At 44.3% G+C, this 17,227-nt stretch carries 15 protein-coding genes and 9 tRNA genes; 4 read left to right on the forward strand and 20 right to left on the reverse strand.

Features of this window, described 5'->3' with window-relative positions:
* Positions 1 to 485: 485 nt before the first annotated feature.
* Positions 486 to 3,047, forward strand: coding sequence for a TonB-dependent receptor plug domain-containing protein (locus AC27KT_RS04040; protein WP_487127611.1), 2,562 nt, complete (start codon positions 486 to 488; stop codon positions 3,045 to 3,047).
* Between the two features lie 171 nt (positions 3,048 to 3,218).
* Here AC27KT_RS04040 and AC27KT_RS04045 read toward each other — a convergent pair whose 3' ends face one another.
* Positions 3,219 to 3,803 (reverse strand): acyl-CoA thioesterase, encoded by a 585-nt coding sequence (locus tag AC27KT_RS04045; protein WP_136781111.1) that lies wholly within the window; start codon positions 3,801 to 3,803, stop codon positions 3,219 to 3,221.
* Positions 3,804 to 3,895: 92 nt separating this feature from the next.
* Here AC27KT_RS04045 and AC27KT_RS04050 point away from each other — a divergent pair, with 92 nt between their 5' ends.
* Both AC27KT_RS04050 and AC27KT_RS04055 read left to right on the forward strand, forming a co-directional pair.
* Complete coding sequence (locus AC27KT_RS04050) at positions 3,896 to 4,516, forward strand: flavin reductase family protein (protein WP_487127613.1); 621 nt, start codon at positions 3,896 to 3,898, stop codon at positions 4,514 to 4,516.
* A gap of 49 nt (positions 4,517 to 4,565) precedes the next feature.
* Positions 4,566 to 5,222, forward strand: a complete 657-nt coding sequence (locus AC27KT_RS04055) for a cupin domain-containing protein (protein ID WP_487127615.1) — start codon at positions 4,566 to 4,568, stop codon at positions 5,220 to 5,222.
* A gap of 171 nt (positions 5,223 to 5,393) precedes the next feature.
* Here AC27KT_RS04055 and AC27KT_RS04060 read toward each other — a convergent pair whose 3' ends face one another.
* The 15 genes from AC27KT_RS04060 to AC27KT_RS04130 form a co-directional block, all read right to left on the reverse strand.
* Entirely contained in the window at positions 5,394 to 6,800 is a 1,407-nt protein-coding gene (locus AC27KT_RS04060) for an alanine/glycine:cation symporter family protein (protein ID WP_487127617.1), read from the reverse strand.
* 343 nt (positions 6,801 to 7,143) lie between these two features.
* A tRNA-Gln gene (locus tag AC27KT_RS04065) sits at positions 7,144 to 7,219 on the reverse strand.
* A 4-nt stretch (positions 7,220 to 7,223) separates the two neighbouring features.
* A tRNA-Leu gene (locus AC27KT_RS04070) sits at positions 7,224 to 7,308 on the reverse strand.
* A 34-nt stretch (positions 7,309 to 7,342) separates the two neighbouring features.
* Positions 7,343 to 7,419, reverse strand: a tRNA-Met gene (locus AC27KT_RS04075).
* A gap of 52 nt (positions 7,420 to 7,471) precedes the next feature.
* Positions 7,472 to 7,547, reverse strand: a tRNA-Gln gene (locus AC27KT_RS04080).
* A gap of 2 nt (positions 7,548 to 7,549) precedes the next feature.
* Positions 7,550 to 7,634 (reverse strand) — tRNA-Leu (locus AC27KT_RS04085).
* A gap of 34 nt (positions 7,635 to 7,668) precedes the next feature.
* Positions 7,669 to 7,744: transfer RNA gene (locus AC27KT_RS04090), tRNA-Gln, on the reverse strand.
* A 4-nt stretch (positions 7,745 to 7,748) separates the two neighbouring features.
* Positions 7,749 to 7,833 (reverse strand) — tRNA-Leu (locus tag AC27KT_RS04095).
* 35 nt (positions 7,834 to 7,868) lie between these two features.
* Positions 7,869 to 7,945: transfer RNA gene (locus tag AC27KT_RS04100), tRNA-Met, on the reverse strand.
* A gap of 171 nt (positions 7,946 to 8,116) precedes the next feature.
* On the reverse strand, positions 8,117 to 9,040 hold the full coding sequence (locus tag AC27KT_RS04105) for a peptidylprolyl isomerase (RefSeq protein ID WP_487127619.1): 924 nt from the start codon (positions 9,038 to 9,040) through the stop codon (positions 8,117 to 8,119).
* A 203-nt stretch (positions 9,041 to 9,243) separates the two neighbouring features.
* Positions 9,244 to 10,335 (reverse strand): redox-regulated ATPase YchF, encoded by a 1,092-nt coding sequence (gene ychF / locus AC27KT_RS04110; protein WP_014949009.1) that lies wholly within the window; start codon positions 10,333 to 10,335, stop codon positions 9,244 to 9,246.
* Positions 10,336 to 10,376: 41 nt separating this feature from the next.
* Positions 10,377 to 10,958 carry an aminoacyl-tRNA hydrolase gene (gene pth / locus AC27KT_RS04115; protein ID WP_039225631.1) on the reverse strand — a complete coding sequence of 194 codons (582 nt, stop codon included), beginning with the start codon at positions 10,956 to 10,958 and terminating at the stop codon, positions 10,377 to 10,379.
* 5 nt (positions 10,959 to 10,963) lie between these two features.
* Positions 10,964 to 11,596, reverse strand: a complete 633-nt coding sequence (locus AC27KT_RS04120) for a 50S ribosomal protein L25/general stress protein Ctc (protein ID WP_342285006.1) — start codon at positions 11,594 to 11,596, stop codon at positions 10,964 to 10,966.
* Between the two features lie 374 nt (positions 11,597 to 11,970).
* Positions 11,971 to 12,972 (reverse strand): NADPH-dependent aldehyde reductase Ahr, encoded by a 1,002-nt coding sequence (gene ahr, locus AC27KT_RS04125; protein ID WP_487127622.1) that lies wholly within the window; start codon positions 12,970 to 12,972, stop codon positions 11,971 to 11,973.
* Positions 12,973 to 13,113: 141 nt separating this feature from the next.
* Positions 13,114 to 13,569 carry a ribose-phosphate pyrophosphokinase gene (locus AC27KT_RS04130; RefSeq protein WP_487127624.1) on the reverse strand — a complete coding sequence of 152 codons (456 nt, stop codon included), beginning with the start codon at positions 13,567 to 13,569 and terminating at the stop codon, positions 13,114 to 13,116.
* 602 nt (positions 13,570 to 14,171) lie between these two features.
* On the opposite strand from AC27KT_RS04130, the gene AC27KT_RS04135 reads away from it, so the two are divergent.
* Complete coding sequence (locus tag AC27KT_RS04135; RefSeq protein WP_076011865.1) at positions 14,172 to 14,480, forward strand: hypothetical protein; 309 nt, start codon at positions 14,172 to 14,174, stop codon at positions 14,478 to 14,480.
* 75 nt (positions 14,481 to 14,555) lie between these two features.
* Here the strand turns inward: AC27KT_RS04135 and AC27KT_RS04140 are convergent, their stop codons facing one another.
* From AC27KT_RS04140 to lolB, 4 genes are all read right to left on the reverse strand, one after another.
* A complete protein-coding gene (locus AC27KT_RS04140) occupies positions 14,556 to 15,503 on the reverse strand; it encodes a ribose-phosphate pyrophosphokinase (protein WP_014949014.1) in 948 nt (315 codons plus the stop codon).
* 33 nt (positions 15,504 to 15,536) lie between these two features.
* Positions 15,537 to 15,612, reverse strand: a tRNA-Gln gene (locus AC27KT_RS04145).
* A gap of 33 nt (positions 15,613 to 15,645) precedes the next feature.
* Positions 15,646 to 16,512 (reverse strand): 4-(cytidine 5'-diphospho)-2-C-methyl-D-erythritol kinase, encoded by an 867-nt coding sequence (gene ispE / locus AC27KT_RS04150; protein WP_487127627.1) that lies wholly within the window; start codon positions 16,510 to 16,512, stop codon positions 15,646 to 15,648.
* Positions 16,512 to 17,138 carry a lipoprotein insertase outer membrane protein LolB gene (gene lolB / locus AC27KT_RS04155; RefSeq protein ID WP_487127629.1) on the reverse strand — a complete coding sequence of 209 codons (627 nt, stop codon included), beginning with the start codon at positions 17,136 to 17,138 and terminating at the stop codon, positions 16,512 to 16,514. Before lolB ends, ispE begins: the two co-directional genes overlap by 1 nt.
* Between the last annotated feature and the right edge of the window lie 89 nt (positions 17,139 to 17,227).

A 17,227-nucleotide genomic window follows, 5' to 3' on the forward strand; every position in this document is an offset into this window, starting at 1 on the left:
TCGATGCCGATTCAAAACTGGCGTCAGGCGATGAGTCGTTTTATTATCGAGTTCGAGGAGCGCCTCGAAAAACATATTAACTAATGGCAGTTACACAGAATCTGTTACAGGCTCATAGAGCGCTTTTTTTATGTGTACTGTCCCAACTATATTCATTATTGAGAGTTATAGTCTCTAGCAAATAGCTCTGTTAACTCTGCAATAGATAATTCCGTCACTTCATCTTTAAAATTCTACCCGTCGTCGATATTAAGGAATTATTACAACTTTAGTATTGTGCGAGCGAATCTATTTGTGATTTACTCAGCCCGAAAGCACACGGTGCTTTTCATCTCTAATAATAATAAGTCTGATCAGACAATCTGGCGTTTAGCAGTAACCCACAACAGAATGAAGAATTTGTATTTGAACGTGTACTCATGTTTTCAAGTACAAGCAGTCTCACTTCAATAAATAGAAATTTATAAGAATTCAGGAACAACAAAATGCAACAGGCAAAATTTAACGCTTCTGCTTTTAAGCTTTCCCTTATTGCTTCTGCGATAGCTGGAATGCCTTTTTCAACGTCAGTTCTTGCACAAGACCAAGCAACCATTGATGAACAAGATGTTGAGCAAATTCAAATTGTAGGTTCACGACGGGTTGGTCGCACCGTCAATGATTCTCCAGTGCCTATTGATATTATTGATGCATCTTCTATTGAGGCGACGGGTCTAACTGAAACCAACATGATTTTAAATCAGTTACTGCCGAGCTTTAACTTTCCTCAACCCTCTATTACCGACGGCACGGACCATGTGCGTCCAGCACAGCTTCGAGGCTTAGCGCCAGATCACACCTTGGTATTGGTAAATGGTAAGCGTCGTCATACATCGGCACTACTAAACCTAAACGGCTCTGTGGGACGTGGTTCTTCAGCTGTGGATTTAAATGCCATTCCAGCAAATGCGATTAAACGTATTGAGGTGCTACGAGACGGTGCTGCGGCACAATACGGTTCAGACGCTATCGCAGGTGTGATCAATATTGTATTAAAAGACGCGGCCGAAGGCGGTGAAGTATCGGCCACTTACGGTGCTAATGTAACAACAATGGACGGTGTACCAAACCTTGAAGGGGTAAGTATTGGTGCTGACGGTAACTTAGCATTTGAAGAAGGCAGCGATCGTGAAGTAACCGACGGTCAAACCTTCACTCTTCGAGGTAATGTGGGCTTCGAATGGGGTGACGATGGCTTTGTTAATGTGTCTGGTGAGTACCGCGACCGAGGCCAAGCGAATCGCTCAGACTACGATCAGCGAGAAAACTATGCACGGGATGCTGACGGTAATTTAGATCCCCGTGAACTTACTGTTAATCGCTACAATCATGTTTACGGAAATGGTGAAGTTGAAGACTACGCGTTGTTTATCAATGCGGGCAAAGCGTTAACTGACAGCGTTGAGTTTTATACCACAGCTGGATACAGCACTCGTGACTCGGTAGGCGGTGGGTTTTATCGCCGTGCACAAGATTCTCGAAATATAGTCGAGATTTATGAAGACGGTTTTCTACCTTCTATTCAGACAGACATTACGGATATGTCACTACTAGCAGGTATTAAAGGCTACGGCGATGTATGGAATTACGACTTATCTGTCACTCACGGTGGTAATGAACTTGAGTACGGCGTAATCAACACATTAAATACGTCTTTAGGTCCAACTAGCCCAACTGAGTTTGACGCAGGAACGCTTGAGTACAACACCACAATTATTAACGCAGATGCGTCACGATTGGTTGATACGGGGTTATTTTTCAGTGAAATGAATTTTGCGATGGGAGCAGAGTACCGTCACGAAAGCTATGAAATTACGGCGGGTGAAGAAGGGTCTTATATTCAAGGCACATTTGGTCCTGGCGGTGTTGTAACTGATCCTGTTGAAGGCCCGTTTGGTGCCGCAGGCTCGCAAGTATTCCCTGGCTTTACGCCAGAATCTGCCGGTGAAAATAGCCGTCATAACTATAGCTTTTATGTAGATGTAGAAGCTGATGTTGTAGAAAATTGGAACGTAGCGGTAGCAGGGCGCTATGAAGATTATTCTGATTTTGGTAGCACGTTTAACTGGAAGATGTCGCACCGTGTAACACTCAGCGAGGCATTTGCCCTTCGTGCGTCGGTATCAACAGGCTTCAGAGCACCATCATTGCAGCAGCAGTTCTTCACGTCTATTGCAACAGTATTTGTTGACGGTGAGCTCACCGAAACAGGCACGTTTGCACCATCGAGCGATGTTGCACAAGCGCTGGGTAGCCCTGGTCTTGATGCGGAAGAGTCGAATAATTACAGTGCAGGCTTTACTTACTCGCCAACCGCTGATTTCAACTTAACCGTAGACTTCTACCGCATAGACATTGACGATCGTATTGTGTTGTCGAACAACTTATCTGGCGAAGGAATTGAAGCCCTACTTGAGGGAACTGGCGCTAATCAGGCTCGTTTTTTCTTAAATGCGATAGATTCGCGCACGCAGGGTGTAGATATAGTTTCTACGTACACACTAAATACGGCCGACTATGGTGCATTTAATTTTAACGCAGGTGCTAACTTTAATGACAACGAAGTAACCAGTGTTATCGATGCGCCGGAAGTATTGCAAAACGCAGGTTTTGACCAAGACAACCTGTTTGATGACGTGGAGCTTCGTCGTTTTGAAACGGCTTCACCTGACAGCAAATTGAATTTGGGTGTTACGTGGAACTACGACCGCTATTCAACTACATTACGAACTACTCGTTACGGTGAGGTGGAAGACCCATCGTCGGTTGAAGCGCGCAATGAAATCATTCCATCAGAATGGATCACAGACTTAGACGTTCGCGTTGCGCTTACAGAGGGACTTACTGTTTCTGTTGGTGCCAACAATATCTTTGATGTGTACCCAGAAACCACCCGTGAATTGGTAGATGATGTAACTACATTCTCGCGCTTGTTCCCGTATTCAGGCTTCTCGCCTTATGGCTTTACAGGCCGCTTTGTTTACGGAAAAGTGTCGTATAGCTTCTAATTATGCGCTTACTGCATAAGTAATAGTAATTAGCGGGTTCAAAAGCCCCCAACGCTTGGTTATTCCAAATGTTGGGGGCTTTTTGTTTATTGGATAAAACTCAATAGTGCCCAAAGCACGGTGCTGTCAAAGCTTAATACTCTAGGCGACACCGTTTTAAGTGCTTTCTCTTTAATCTTCTACATTTCGCTTAGCTGGCACTTCATCTCGTTCAAAGGTAACGGTGCACCTATGCGCATCGAGAAGGGCAAAGTCTTCTTTTGGAATAAATGCGTCGTAGTCACGTTGAAGTTTAACTTGTGCTTCTTTTCGGATTTTACTGCGGCGGATAGCCGTTACAAAATTACGCATTTCATAATGCGTAGACAACTCAAGCTCTGGAACGGCCACGGGTTTACCGTTGTCATCTTTTGCCACCATGGTGAAAAAGCTGTTGTTAGTATGCTTAACTTCGTTCGTTTTAATGTTTTCGGTGGTGACTTTTATTCCCACAACTAAGGACGTGTTTCCCACATAATGGACGGTAGCATCAAGGTGAAGCAAATCACCGACTTCAACAGGCTGTAAAAATTCAACGCCATCAACGGTAACGGTTACACAATAAGCCCCAGCGTGTTTGCTTGCGCAGGCATAGGCAACCTTATCCATTAACGATAAGATTACGCCTCCATGTACTTTTCCGCCAAAATTAGCAAAAGATGGCACCATTAATTCAGTGAGTCTTGTTCGTGAAAAAGCAACGCTACGTGCAGTCATAAACACCCTTATTTTTATTAGTCTTGAAAACGGTAGGTAGCGTAGCTATATCAACGCTAGATTTTACATTAACACACTTTTAAGGAATGGCTTTGTCACAAACGCATTTTTACCAGCCAAAAGAAGGTCATGGCCTTGCTCACGACCCATTTAATGCGATTATCGCGCCACGTCCTATCGGATGGATTTCTACAAGGTCTAAAGCGGGAGTGTTAAACCTTGCCCCGTATAGCTTTTTCAATGCCTTAAACTACACGCCACCTATCATTGGCTTCTCTGTGGTCGGCAGTAGGAAAGATTCACTGGTAAACGTGCAAGAAACCGGTGAGTTTTGTTGGAACCTGGTATCGGAAGATTTGGTTGATGCGATGAACACAACAAGCAAACCTTTAGCACCAGAAGAAAGCGAGTTCGACCACGCTGGACTTCAAACTGTAGACAGTGAAATTGTAAACGTTCCCCGCGTAAAAGCGAGTAAGGTGAGCATGGAATGTAAGCTTACTGATGTGGTGCAGCTTAAGTCGGCTTCAGGTGATGCGGTGAATAGCTGGTTTATCATGGGCGAAGTGGTGGGCGTACACATTGATAGGTCGCTTATAGAAAACGGTGTTTACAGCACGCTTAAAAGCGCGCCAGTGAGTCGTGGCGGCGGACGAGGCGACTATTACACGCTATCTGAAGACAACTTTTTCGAATTGCTAAGGCCTGAGTAATGGTCGTTTAAAAACCTCGACATCCCTTCAATATCGATCGGTGATATATATGTTAAATATGAACTTTGATGAACGCCTAGCGATTAATACGCAGATGAAAGAATGGCAAGCGTCACCGTCGTCCACGGTATGGCGTAAACCTTTAGAGCGTGAAGCAAAAGAGTCGGGTCATACAACCAGCGTGGTGAAATATGAACCCGGCGCTAGTTTTAAGCAGCACAGTCATCCGTATGGTGAAGAAATATTGGTGCTTGAGGGTGTATTTTCCGATGAACATGGAGATTACCCCGCTGGCACATATCTGCGTAACCCGCCTGGAAGCAAACATAGCCCGTTTAGCAACGAAGGCTGCGTGATTTTAGTGAAACTGAATCAGTTTGATAAACGGGATCTGGCTGAGGTTAGAGTGAACACTAATACGGCAGAGTGGCTACAAGGGCAGGGCGGTTTACAAGTGATGCCGCTCCATAATTTTGAGCATGAACACGTGGCGCTGGTTAAGTGGCCTGTTGGCGAGGTATTTAAGCCTCATAAGCACTTTGGTGGTGAAGAAATTTTCGTACTGTCGGGTACGTTCAAAGACGAACACGGCGAATACCCTAAAGGTACATGGATAAGAAGCCCACACATGAGTCAGCATCATCCCTACGTTGATGAGGAAACGGTAATTTGGGTGAAGACTGGGCATTTGCCAGTGGCGTTGTAGGCCGCCATTACATTTGTTGCAGGTTAATCTAAATCATTGTTTTACTTGCGGTAAATTGCTACAAACGAAAAAGGCTAACTCGAGGTTAGCCTTTCTTCTGTTTAATCTCACTAGGCCAAAGTTAGCTTGGTAACATCTAACTTTAAAACACTAACCTAGTAAAAGCCGGACTTAATCCCAAATACCATCTTCTGACTTACCCTGTATTTCACAGTCACCCGCTTTGTATTCCATGTTGGCGCCACTGTCCTTTTTCTTAAAGTAGTCTTTGCTGATAGACACAATGGTTGGCGTCATCCACACAATAGCGATGATGTTAATCACCGTCATTAGGCCCAACGCCATGTCGGCCATGGCCCATACCTGAGGTAGTGCTGCCTGTGCGCCCCAATAAATCATGCCTAAATAACCAATAGTGTAAACTGCACGGCCTATTTTGTTATCCAACTTGAACATGTGCAGGTTACTTTCGCCATAAGCGTAGTTTGCTACTACAGATGTGAATGCAAATAAGCTGATGGCAGCTGCAACAAAGTCAGTGCCGCCTTCGCCTAGATGACTGCTCATGGCGTCTTGGGTTAGGCGTATGCCTTCCATTTGGTCAGAGCTTGAACCGCCAGCAAGTAAAATGATAAAGGCTGTAGACGTACACAGCACCAGTGTATCTAAGAAAACGCCTAGCATCTGAATGTAGCCTTGAGATACCGGGTGATTAGGGTTTGGCACGGCACTAGCCGCTGCATGCGGTACAGAGCCGCTACCCGCTTCGTTTGAGTAAAGGCCACGCTGAATACCATTTTTAATAGCGGCACCGAGTGCGCCAGCGCCTGCTTCCTGCAAACCAAACGCAGACTTCACTATATCAAGTAGCATGGCTGGCAGTTCGGAAATATTAATAAAGGTAATAGCAAGCGCTACAAGCACATAGCCTATTCCCATAAATGGCACCACAAACTCGGCAAAACGGGCAATGCTTTTAAGGCCTCCTACTACAATTAAGGCTGCCAGAGCAATAATGGCCAGGCCCACATATTCTGTGGGGAAAGAGTACGCATTGTTTAATGCATCGGTAATAGTATTGGCTTGAACGGCGCTAAAGACAAAGCCGTAGCCAAAGAACAAACATAGAGAAAATGCGACTGCAAGCCAGGTTTTGTTCAAACCCTGCTTGATATAGTACGCGGGACCGCCACGGAACTCGCCGTTTTCGTCACGTACTTTGTATAGCTGGCCTAACACACTTTCAGCAAAACCTGTGGCCATACCTAAAAGGGCAATCATCCACATCCAAAAAATAGCGCCCGCACCGCCTAGAGATATAGCAACCGCGACGCCAGCTAAGTTACCGGTACCCACGCGAGCCGATAAACTGGTACACAAAGCTTGGAATGAACTTATGCCGTCTTTACTAGAAGTATTACTGCCCTTTAGTAGGCTGAACATATGACCGAAGTGCCTAAGCTGCACACCGCCAAGTTTAACGGTAAACCAGATACCACATGCAAGCAGCATAATGATAAGTACCTGACCGTCTCCCCAAAGAATATTGTTAACTAATGAAACGAATTCGTTTATCACGCACTTTCCTTCGTTATTGTTTTAATTATTGCTCGGCGTGTAAAGATGAACTGAACATGACAGGTGCGTTGTCAGAACAAACGCTTCGGCATAAGCAAACGCATATTTGCTAAACCTTAAAATAAGCCGAGCTATATTGATAAAGCACCAATAGTAGCACGACAATTAAATGATTGGACAATGAAAACGTACTGAAACTATGACGTTTTATGCTCGCATATAGCAAATTTATTCATTCATGGAGGAAAGGGCGTGGGGATTTAAATCCAAAATCTATCGGCACTTTTTAAAAAGGGGATCACAAACAAAAAAACCGCTCAAAAGAGCGGCTTTTTCAAGAATATGGCTGGGGTAACAGGACTCGAACCTATGAATGGCGGGATCAAAACCCGCTGCCTTACCAACTTGGCTATACCCCAATATTGGTGCGGAAGGAGAGACTTGAACTCTCACGCCGTGAAGCACTGGAACCTAAATCCAGCGTGTCTACCAATTCCACCACTTCCGCAATGTAGACTTCCAATTAAGGAATAAATAAAAGTTGGTGGCTACGGCGAGATTCGAACTTGCGACCCCATCATTATGAGTGATGTGCTCTAACCAACTGAGCTACGTAGCCTAAACTTTTATCTTCAATAAAAAGCCGCTCGATGAGCGGCTTCTCAAGAATTTGGCTGGGGTAACAGGACTCGAACCTATGAATGGCGGGATCAAAACCCGCTGCCTTACCAACTTGGCTATACCCCAAATGGTGCGGAAGGAGAGACTTGAACTCTCACGCCGTGAAGCACTGGAACCTAAATCCAGCGTGTCTACCAATTCCACCACTTCCGCGTAGACGCTAGCTATAATAGTCATTCGAAAAGAATGGCTGGGGTAACAGGACTCGAACCTATGAATGGCGGGATCAAAACCCGCTGCCTTACCAACTTGGCTATACCCCAGTCGTGGTGCGGAAGGAGAGACTTGAACTCTCACGCCGTGAAGCACTGGAACCTAAATCCAGCGTGTCTACCAATTCCACCACTTCCGCGCAGCTAGACTTTCCTAAAAGAGATAAGCGAGAATTGGTGGCTACGGCGAGATTCGAACTTGCGACCCCATCATTATGAGTGATGTGCTCTAACCAACTGAGCTACGTAGCCTTGCTATTCTCTTCCCTCTCAGGAAGTGGCGCGTATTATGCGTATATGACTGGCAACCGTCAACCCCTTTTTTACTAACTTTTTTTAAATGCTCATTAAGTGTGCGCATTAGGCCGAAATACGCACAAAAAGCCGTGAAATTGAACAACTTGCACGAAATAAGTTAGCAATTTACCACGCTTTGTCACTGGTTTTTGTTTGGTAATAACACACGTCAATTGGGCGCGGGCCATACGTATTGTCATGAAAAAACGGGTTATCTAAGTTTTTTCCTGTATTCGTTCGTTTTTTATATTCTTCATGATGCGGCGTTTGTAAGAAATAAGGTGCCGCGTTGTTTGCATGCACAAAAGCCTGCTTAATTTTGCTTTCTTGCGTTATATCATCCAGAGCGCCACCTCTGTCCATATTTCCTCGCGGCAACTTTTGAAGCACATCCATACCTTGCAATACGCGACCCACGACCGACATATTTCTGTCTAAGTGTCGTGGTGCTTGCCCAATCACAATATAAAACTCCGTACTGGCCGTATCTTTCTCGCTATTGCGAGCAAACGCCACAACACCTGGGCAGTGAAGCCCCCACATTTCTTTGCGGCTTTTATCAATGCCCACTGGAAAGCCATCTAAAAAGCCGGTGTTTGGCGCAAACATATCTTTGCTCTCAACCACGTTTACATTGCTATTGAGCGGTTGGGTAAATTCAGCGTTAATAGGTTTAAGCAGTGTCGGCGGAAACTTTGAGGCATCGTGAGTATCGTTACTGCCTGCCTGTGCCACAAACCCGTCTACTACACGATAAAATGCTTGTTCGTTATAAAAGCCTGCGTCTATTAAACTTTTAAACCTGGCCACATGTTTTGGTGCAAGGGTAGGGTGAAGCGCAATAACTACATCGCCATATGCAGTTTTAAACGTCACTATATTACCCTGAGGAACTTGATACCAACTGGCTGTGTTACTCGCTATTGCTGGTGTCTTTTCAACAGCGTCGCTATTGATTTGTGAATTCACTGGGGTAGCTTGAGGTTCACTGGCAAAAGAAAAATTAGCCAGGCTTAACAAGCACAACGCTTTAATTGAGGTTTTTATCACTGAAAATCGTTTGGCATGCTGTGATTTGCCGCAATTCAAAGTAGAAGAGTGCGATGATGTAAAATGATTAAAAGTCATTGCAAAGGCCGTTAGTTTTTTTACTAGTTATATCAGGCCTATGTGCGCTTCACAATTATTCGCAATAAACAAAAAAGCCACCTTGCGGTGGCTTTAATAAACAGTGCTAATTTCTACAATAGAAATTACACGTTAAAGCGGAAGTGAATAACGTCACCGTCTTTAACAATATAGTCTTTACCTTCTAAACGCCATTTGCCTGCGTCTTTCGCACCTTGCTCGCCATTGAACTCAACGAAGTGCTCGTAGCCTACGATTTCAGCGCGAATAAAGCCTTTTTCGAAGTCGGTATGAATTTTACCTGCCGCTTGTGGTGCAGTTGACCCTTCAGGGAAGGTCCACGCACGTACTTCTTTTACGCCTGCAGTAAAATAGGTTTGTAGCGTAAGAAGGCTGTAACCCGCACGAATTACGCGGTTAAGACCTGGCTCTTCTAGTCCCATGTCTTGCATAAACTCTTCGCGTTCGTCGTCTTCAAGCTCTGCAATATCAGACTCGATTGCCGCGCACACTGCAACTACAGTGGCATTTTCGCCTGCTGCAATTTCTTTAACCTGATCAAGGTACGGGTTGTTTTCAAAACCGTCTTCGTTCACGTTTGCAATGTACATAGTTGGCTTAAGGGTAAGCATGTTCATGTAGCTGATTGCCGCAAGCTCTTCTTTAGTCAGCTCAAGTGAACGTAGTAACAGGCCTTCGTCTAGGTGCGGCTTAATCTTCTCAAGCACTTTCATTTCGTACTTGGCTTCAGCATCGCCACCTTTTGCGCGCTTAGCAACACGATGAAGAGCTTTTTCTGTTGTTTCTAAGTCAGCAAGTGCAAGCTCGGTGTTGATAACATCGATATCGTCTTTAGGGCTAACGCGACCTGCGACGTGAACAATGTTCTCATCATCAAAACAGCGTACTACGTGACCAATAGCGTCAGTCTCACGGATGTTAGCAAGGAATTTGTTTCCTAAACCTTCACCTTTAGAGGCACCTTCAACCAAGCCAGCAATATCTACGAACTCCATGGTAGTAGGAATGACGCGCTGAGGTTTTACGATTTCAGCCAACTTGTCCAAACGAAGATCTGGCACAGGAACAACACCTGTGTTTGGCTCGATAGTACAAAACGGGAAGTTTGCCGCTTCAATACCTGCTTTAGTTAATGCATTGAAAAGTGTTGATTTACCTACATTTGGTAGGCCAACTATACCGCATTTAAAACCCATGGTATGGATCCTTAGTTTGGAAAAGTGATAACTGGCTAGGTTTACCCTTTGTGCGAGTGTAACCTGTTTTGCGCCTGCTTAAGGTCTTCTTTCAGCAAAATCTCTGTACAGCGTACCGCTTCATCGATGGCACTTTCAATGGCTGCTTTTTCTTCTGCTGGTGGTTTTCCAAGAACATGACCGGTAACGCGGCTTTTATGACCTGGATGACCAATACCTATGCGCAAACGCAAAAAATTCTTGTTGTTACCCATTTTAGCCACAATGTCACGTACGCCATTTTGACTAGAGCTTCCGCCCACTTTGTATTTTGCAACACCTGGGGGTAAATCTAATTCGTCAAACGCTACTAATATTTGTTCTGGTTCTATGCGATAAAAATTAGCCAGTGCTGCTACGGCTTGTCCACTCTTATTCATAAAGGTAGTGGGGTAGAGCAAACGGATATCTTTGCCTGCAATGGTAATGCGAGCAGTTTTACCGAAGAATTTAGTTTCTGGTTTTAGCGGGGCGTTGTAGGTGTCGGCAAGTTGGTTTAGAAACCATTCACCGGCATTGTGTCGGGTATTTTCATATTCGGGGCCTGGATTACCCAGACCCACGATAAGGCGGATATCAGCCAAGAGGATTATTCCTCAGAAGCTGCTTCTTCGCCGTCTTCTTCTGCGTCAGCCGCTTTAGGAGCAGGCTTAACAGTTACAACCGCTAGGTCGTGAGCTTCGTCGTTCTTCGCAAGTTCTACTGAAGAAACGCCAGCTGGAAGAGTTAGGTCAGAAAGGTGTAGCGTTTGACCCATTTCAACACCAGCCATGTCTACTTCGATGAACTCAGGAAGGTTCTTAGGTAGACAAGTAACTTCGATTTCAGTTACGTGGTGCTCAGCAATACCGCCAGCTTTAACAGCAGCAGAAGCTTCTTCATTTACGAAGTGAAGTGGTACGTTAGTGTGAACGTCTTGACCAGCGATTACACGTTGGAAGTCAATGTGTGTGATCTTTGGCTTGAACGGGTGACGTTGCATATCTTTAACTAGAACTTCAACAACTTTACCGTCAAGGTTAATCTCAAGAACGTGAGAATAAAACGCTTCAAAGTCAGCTGAGTTGTTTACTTTGTTATGATCTAGTGTGATAGAAACTGGCGCTTCTTCACCACCGTAGATGATACCAGGTAGCTTATCTTCGCGACGTAGGCGGCGGCTCGCACCTTTCCCTAGGTCTGTACGAACAGAAGCGTCTAGTTTGAAATTTGCTTCAGACATTGTCTGTCTCCAAAAATATAAGTCTAATGATGTGGATTTTTGCGACCAAAACCCACGGTAAAATGGTGTAAACTACGTTTAAAAATAATTTTCTATGCGCAATAAAACACCAGCCCAAAATTCAAGGGCGGCGAATTCTAACACCACCTACCAAAACATACAATTATAAAGGCAGATAAAATATCTAGCTAAGCAAATGTAAGCATTCGCGTTGTTCACAATAAAAACGCACAATATAAGCGGACCTTAGCGCTTATATTGTGTTTATATTAAGGTGCCTGTTGTGAAGACTAACTGAACCGCTAATTGTCATCTTTCCACGGCTCAATAAGATCAAACGGCTCTTGGAGCATAGCACCATTTTTTACAGCCGTTTACTTCGTAAGCACCACTCTGTAATGGACTTTACCTTCTCTTAATCGCGCAATTGCGTCATTTACGTCATCAAACTTGAACGTTTCGGTCACAGGTTCAATATTATGATGTGCTGCGAAATCTAGCATGGTCTTGATGGTTGCGGGGCTTCCTACTGGCGAACCCGACACACTTTTCTGACCACCAATTAAGTTAAATGCACCAATATCCAGAGGTTCAAGCGTGGCGCCTACAAAGTGTAGTCGGCCTTTCGGTGCCAATGTAGATAGGTATAAATTCCAGTCTAGCTTTACATTTACGGTTGAAATAATTAAGTCAAACCGACCGCGCGCTTTTTTAATTTCATCTTCATCCCGGCTATTAATCGTATCCGATGCACCTAGCTCAAGCGCTTCCTTCTTTTTGGAGTCGCTTGAAGTGAAAGCGACCACTTTACATCCCCATGCATTTAAAAACTGTAGAGCGAGATGTCCTAGGCCGCCAATGCCGACCACACCCACTTCACTGGTAGGACTAATACCAAATTGGACAAGCGGGTTGAAGACGGTAATACCGCCGCAAAACAGAGGCCCGGCTTTTGTGCTGTCGATTGTATCGGGAAGGGGAATAACGGCACGTGCTTGGGCGCGCACTTTATCTGCAAACCCACCGTGACGACCACCAATGGTCATAGTCGCATCGGCACACAGGTTATGATCGCCTTTTTCGCAGGTTCTACAACTATTGCAGTAGCCTGAATGCCAGCCTAAACCGACACGCTGTCCCACCTTAAGTGACGTTACATGTTCGCCTATTTGGCTAATTGTGCCGACAACTTCGTGGCCAGGTACAAAGGGATATTCTGTCATGCCCCACTCATTATCGAGCATGCTTAGGTCGCTGTGGCAGATACCACAGCTTTCAACGTCTATTTCAACATCATGTGAACCGAGCTTACCAGGGTCGTATTGAAACTTTTCCAGTTTTCCACCCGCTTCTTTAGCGGCATATGCATTTATCATCAATAACCGTCCTTTTAAGTGCTGCTACGCAGTATTTACGCGAAAGCAATAATTCTATAATTGCGAAATCGCTTGGTTAACTACCTGAACAAGTAATTTGCTACACACATAACTATATTCAAGATCATGCTACATTCACGATCATTGTGTTTGTAAATTATCAATGACTTTACTGGTATCGAGTACTTTTACGCTGGATACTTGAAGCACCGTACCAAATTGCGTAAAGGTCATCATGTCAGGTTTAGGCGTACCTTTAACTTCCACAATAAGGCCGTTCTTTTGATAGGTCTCGTCTAGGCCATGCAGCGTATAACGGTCGCCGTTTTCAGCAATAAAAGCGTAAAAACCGCCTTCGAGATCTTTATAAATAATACTGCCCTTCATGGTCACTTCGCTTTTAACATTATCTTCTACTGCTTCGGCTTGAGTTACAGGCTCGGCGACAAGCTCTTTTGCCATAGACTCTGTCTCAGAATGTATTTGCTTTTCTTTATCTACCATTGTGACGTCCTTATTCTCTTCTTCTGAAGAGCACGCGATAAGTGTAAGAGCAGAAGTGAATATAAGTGCTAGTTTTAATCGATTGTTTTTCATTCTTTTATTCCTCTATCAAATGAGTATAGGGTCATAACATTAGCGCTGAAAAAACAGTAAATCACAATTTAAACAGTGTTACTGCCCATTAACTCTTTTCCCAAAAACAGTCTTCCACGCCGTTTAAGTAATTTCTACAAAAAACACAGGATCGTATACATTTTTTTTACACTACAACTGAAAATTGCGCTTATTTTAGATAGAAGTAAAGTTTGTGAATTTTCTTAATGAGGCAAGGATACGCTAGAAGAAAACCGCATGTATTTATCGCTATAAAAAGGCGCTCTACTAATTGATGTTAAAAATAAATTTAACTAATTACCCAGTAAGTGATTGTAATTAAAGTGATATTTCACCTTGTTGTTAGCGGCATTGTTTTCCACATTTTCTCAATTAATTACGTTGAGTCAGACAGTACAGCATTTTTTCTATTTTGCGGAAGTTGAGTTTTGGAAGGGGGTTGGCACAGACTCTGCAATATTCACAATGGTTTATGTAATGACTCCGATAGGGTTACCTACGATTAATCCAACGTTGATGTATTACATATCAAACATACCTTTAACTAGGGTTATCCATAGCAGCGTTTTTAAGGAGAGAAAATGAAGCATTTAACTAAAATTCTTGCAGTATCGAGCCTAGCATTAGCGGCAAGTGCATGTGACGTTAATAAGACCGATGATGGTGAAATGCCTGATGTCGACGTGGAGTCTGGCGAATTACCTGAATATGAAGTAAAGAAAACCGATGACGGCAAAATGCCAGATATTGACGTTGAGGGCGGTGAGTTGCCTGAGTATGACGTGGATACGGTAGATGTTGATGTAAGAACAGAGACTAAAGAAGTTGAAGTGCCTGTTGTAGACGTGGACATGCCCGAAGACGATGAAGAAGACGAAATTGATAATTAATCAATACTTCGTATAAAAGAAGCGGGTGAAACAATGCCATTGAAAGACGTTGTCTCACTCGCTTTTTAGTGCGAGTTAGTACTCAAACATTGCTGAAATAGACTCTTCGTTGCTGATGCGACGAATAGTTTCAGCAAGCATCTCAGATAAAGTAAGCTGTTTTACTTTTCCAATTTGCTTCATCTCTGCACTTAATGGGATAGAGTCGGTAACGATAATTTCGTCAATAACAGACTCTTTAAGATTGTTTGCAGCGTTACCTGAAAAGATGGCGTGAGTCGCGTAAGCATAAACACGGCGCGCGCCATGCGCTTTTAGCGCTTCTGCTGCTTTTGCAAGTGTACCGCCTGTGTCAATCATGTCATCGACAATGATGCAGTCTCTGTCTTTCACGTCACCAATGATGTTCATTACCTGAGCCACGTTCGCTTTAGGGCGACGCTTATCGATAATGGCAAGGTCGGTGTCATTAAGTAGTTTCGCAGTAGCACGTGCACGTACAACACCGCCAATATCAGGAGAAACGACTACTGGGTCGGCAAAGTCACGTCTTACCATGTCGGCAAGAAGGATAGGAGTACCGAATGCGTTATCTACCGGAACATCAAAGAAACCTTGGATCTGTTCGGCGTGTAGGTCGATAGTAAGTACGCGGTCGACACCAACGTTAGACAGGAAGTCAGCCACTACTTTCGCAGTAATTGGCACCCTAGCTGAACGAACACGACGGTCTTGGCGTGCATAACCAAAATACGGAATTACTGCTGTAATACGACCAGCTGATGCGCGACGTAATGCGTCGATCATCACAATAAGTTCCATAAGGTTATCGTTAGTAGGCGCACACGTAGACTGGATAATAAAAACGTCCGAGCCACGGACGTTTTCATGAATTTCTACGCTGATTTCACCGTCACTGAAACGGCCAACTTTGGCATTTCCAAGTTTGGTGTAGAGGCGATCGGCAACTTTCTGGGCAAGTTCTGGTACGGCATTACCTGCAAAGAGCTTCATATCTGGCACAAGTGGTTCCTCAGTGCGTTGATAAAAGAGGTTTGGCTGGGGTAGCAGGACTCGAACCTACGAATGGCGGGATCAAAACCCGCTGCCTTACCAACTTGGCTATACCCCAATTTTTAAGTTCTTGTCCGATGTGGCGTACACACTATTTTTGTTGTTCTAATTTGTCTAATAGTGGTGAGCGATTCACACCTTTTGCGACAAAACTCTGCCAAGCTTCAGGCATTTGAGCCCTAACTTGTTCGGCTAAAGTGTAGTCAGAAAAAGTGGCAAACACGCATGCACCTGTGCCCGTCATTCGCGACGGTGCGTAGTGTACCAACCACTGTAATAATTTTGCAACTTCAGGATAGCGATTCGCGACTAATTGCTGACAATCATTCCAAGTTTTTTCAAATTTATAGTCTTCCCAACGCATCGCTGGTGTATTTCTGGGCAAATCCGGCGAGGTAAAAACTTCGGCTGTGCTGACATGCACGTTAGGATTAGCCACTAAAAAATACTTTTCTTGTTGCGGAGCTGGCGTTATCTCTTCTCCAACGCCTCCTGCAAATGCCGTTAGACCTCGCACAAAGATAGGTACATCAGCGCCTAAAGCTAACCCAAGCTCAGCCAGTTCATCTTCACTTAGCCCTGTATTCCAAAGGTGATTAAGCGCCACTAACGTGGTTGCGGCATTCGATGAACCCCCGCCAATACCGCCCCCCATAGGAAGGCGTTTGTCTAACGAAATAACGGCACCTTTATTACATTTTGTTTTTGTTGCCAGCAGTCGCGCTGCTTTTACAATTAAATTGTCATCGTCTGGCACACCATCCAGTGGGGTTTCCATGCGTATGGTTGTGTCGTCTGTGCTTATGTCAAAGGCGAGTGCATCGCCGTAATCCAGCATTTGAAATAGGCTTTGGAGCTGGTGATAGCCGTTGTCGTAGCGGCCAAGAATATGTAAGAAAAGATTCAGTTTAGCGGGGGAAGGCCACCAATCTTTTTGTTTAGAAACAGATGAGTTCACTACAGAGTCCACTGATAAATTTTAATTTTAAGCTGAGTTTGAGGCATATCCGGGGTTTCGTTTTGAGTAAGCGTTATGCTGTGAGGCAACCATACAGATGTGCCATCATCTAGCTCAACACTTCCGTAGTTACCGTAAGCAACTTGCCAATTTCGACATCCTTGGCAATAGCTTTCAAGGGTATCAACCAACCCTTTTTCAGTTAGGGTGAATTTATCACCGTCCAGCGGTAGTCCTTTTACCCAAGACAACAGTGATTTCACCGGAATTACCATTCCCGTGATCTGGTAAATAAGTGGTTCCGGTAGGGCATCAACGTACGTTTCGCCATCCGCTTCTAATACTGACTGTTGCTGGGTAACATTAAGGTTAACCAGACTTACCCCTAAAAAATTGGTTAATCGAAAATCAAAATCACCGGAATCGTTTTTCCAGACTAAATTAAGGCTGGCCGCTTCCTTACCTTGGCGAAATGCAATTTTTCCGCGCATTTGCCACTGGTGAACTTCAGCAACCTTTTCAAGTTGAGCCGTAAGGTTTACCGCGTTTTCTGGGCCTTTGGGAGCGGTTGTACATGCACTTAATATAAAGCAAAAGGTCAACAGTAGGGTAGTTAAGCGAATCATTAAGGCGTGTTACCTGTATAAAAATAAAACATATTTAGCTATGACATTATGGGAACACAGTTTCACCAACACTTTCAATCATTTTGGGT

It is taken from the genome of Alteromonas sp. 5NW40-0090, from assembly GCF_057552975.1.

Bases quoted from the DNA above. Each gene is read 5' to 3' on its own strand.
- AC27KT_RS04040 (WP_487127611.1), top strand. From the start codon at position 486: ATGCAACAGGCAAAATTTAACGCTTCTGCTTTTAAGCTTTCCCTTATT.
- AC27KT_RS04045 (WP_136781111.1), bottom strand. From the start codon at position 3,803: ATGACTGCACGTAGCGTTGCTTTTTCACGAACAAGACTCACTGAATTA.
- AC27KT_RS04055 (WP_487127615.1), top strand. From the start codon at position 4,566: ATGTTAAATATGAACTTTGATGAACGCCTAGCGATTAATACGCAGATG.
- ychF (WP_014949009.1), bottom strand. From the start codon at position 10,335: ATGGGTTTTAAATGCGGTATAGTTGGCCTACCAAATGTAGGTAAATCA.
- AC27KT_RS04120 (WP_342285006.1), bottom strand. From the start codon at position 11,596: ATGTCTGAAGCAAATTTCAAACTAGACGCTTCTGTTCGTACAGACCTA.
- ahr (WP_487127622.1), bottom strand. From the start codon at position 12,972: ATGATAAATGCATATGCCGCTAAAGAAGCGGGTGGAAAACTGGAAAAG.
- AC27KT_RS04130 (WP_487127624.1), bottom strand. From the start codon at position 13,569: ATGAAAAACAATCGATTAAAACTAGCACTTATATTCACTTCTGCTCTT.
- AC27KT_RS04135 (WP_076011865.1), top strand. From the start codon at position 14,172: ATGAAGCATTTAACTAAAATTCTTGCAGTATCGAGCCTAGCATTAGCG.
- lolB (WP_487127629.1), bottom strand. From the start codon at position 17,138: ATGATTCGCTTAACTACCCTACTGTTGACCTTTTGCTTTATATTAAGT.